Genomic DNA, 1,434 nt, shown 5'->3' on the forward strand with positions numbered 1-1,434 from the left:
ATTGGTCAATCCCCAATTTTTCGGACACTTCAAAATTCGACAGATAAAGCTTAACAGGCTTATTATTATAAACATCTGTAACTTCTATGGACATGGGGCACTTGCCGAGGTTAACCGCAAAATAATAGTTGGCAAACCTGGGCAGGCCGTCCTGCCCTTCTTTCCATGTAAAGCACGTTGGATTAATTGGTCTAGTTTATGCCACTGCTGTATTAAAATAGTGATTAAAGTATTGAGCTGGAGACATGCTTTTGAGTCTCTTTTGGTATCTTTGATTATTGTAATATTTAATGTACTCATCCACTGATTTATAAGCTTGTTTAACCGTCTTAAAAGAAAATAAATGAAATGCTTCTGCCTTAAAGTGTGAAAAGAAACCTTCCGCACTGGCATTATCTAAGCATGTTCCTTTCCTCGACATACTTGGAGTAAAGTTATACTCTTTGCTTAATTCGTAGTATTTATTAGAACGGTATTGCATGCCCTGATCACTGTGTAAGATGGCACCATGAACTGTTCCTATTCTTTTAAAAGCTCCATGGATAGTGTCTTCAACTAATTTGATATCGTTTTCTTGACTCAATTGATAGCTAATAATTTCGTTATTAAATAAATCCAGAATGGATGATAAATATAGCGTAGTATGATTGACCTTAAATTCCGTCACATCAGTAACAAGCTTTTCCATTGGGTTCTCTGCATAGAAATCTTGTTTTAAAAGATTTTCATATTTCATGCCGCCTGACTTCTGACGGTGATTTTTGTATCTTCTTTTCTTACGTATAATAGCTTTTAATTCAAGCTTCTTCATAACACGATGTACTTTTTTGTGATTCACTTTCCAGCAGTAATCTTCACGGAGACGCATCTCTATTCCACGCACTCCCAAGACACCTTCATATTGATCATAAATGTAGGAAATCAATTCCTCTATATCCTTATCTTTATTAGGGCGTTTTTGGTAATCATAGTAACCACTTCTAGATACATCTAGAGCATCACATAGCATTTTGACAGGGTATTCTTTTCTAAGATGATCGATTACTTGATACTTTATTTGTGCCCCCCTTGGTGCAATATTTCTAAGTACTTTTTTAAAGCATCAACTTCAACCCTTAATTGGTCAACTCTTTCATCAGTAGATTTTGAGATTTCCTCCTTCTTAGGACGTCCTATGGATCGGTCAAAGCCTGATTCTCCATTCTTTCTATACTTCTTTATCCACTCATATACATTATCTCTGTTACGTATACCTAATTCTTTAACAACTACATTCACTGGCTCATCATTTTCCAATACTCGTCGAACTGCTTTTAGTTTTATTTCCTTACTATAACGCTGATGTTTTTTGGATGTTGTCATTAAGAATCTCCCCTTACACTAATAGTTTAAAGGTCGAAATTTTCTTGTGTCTAGTATAAGGGGTACAGACTA

Annotated in this window: 2 protein-coding genes; both read right to left on the reverse strand. The window is 35.4% G+C overall.

Annotated elements, in window-relative coordinates; all coding sequences use genetic code 11:
* Window positions 1-196 precede the first annotated feature (196 nt).
* Complete coding sequence (locus FCI53_RS21145; RefSeq protein WP_138420941.1) at window positions 197-1,078, reverse strand: IS3 family transposase; 882 nt, start codon at window positions 1,076-1,078, stop codon at window positions 197-199.
* Window positions 1,054-1,362 (reverse strand): helix-turn-helix domain-containing protein, encoded by a 309-nt coding sequence (locus FCI53_RS21150; RefSeq protein ID WP_138420942.1) that lies wholly within the window; start codon window positions 1,360-1,362, stop codon window positions 1,054-1,056. The genes FCI53_RS21145 and FCI53_RS21150 overlap by 25 nt, the downstream gene beginning before the upstream one ends.
* Between the last annotated feature and the right edge of the window lie 72 nt (window positions 1,363-1,434).

The organism is Aquibacillus sediminis, assembly GCF_005870085.1.
GTDB lineage: Bacteria > Bacillota > Bacilli > Bacillales > Amphibacillaceae > Aquibacillus_E > Aquibacillus_E sediminis.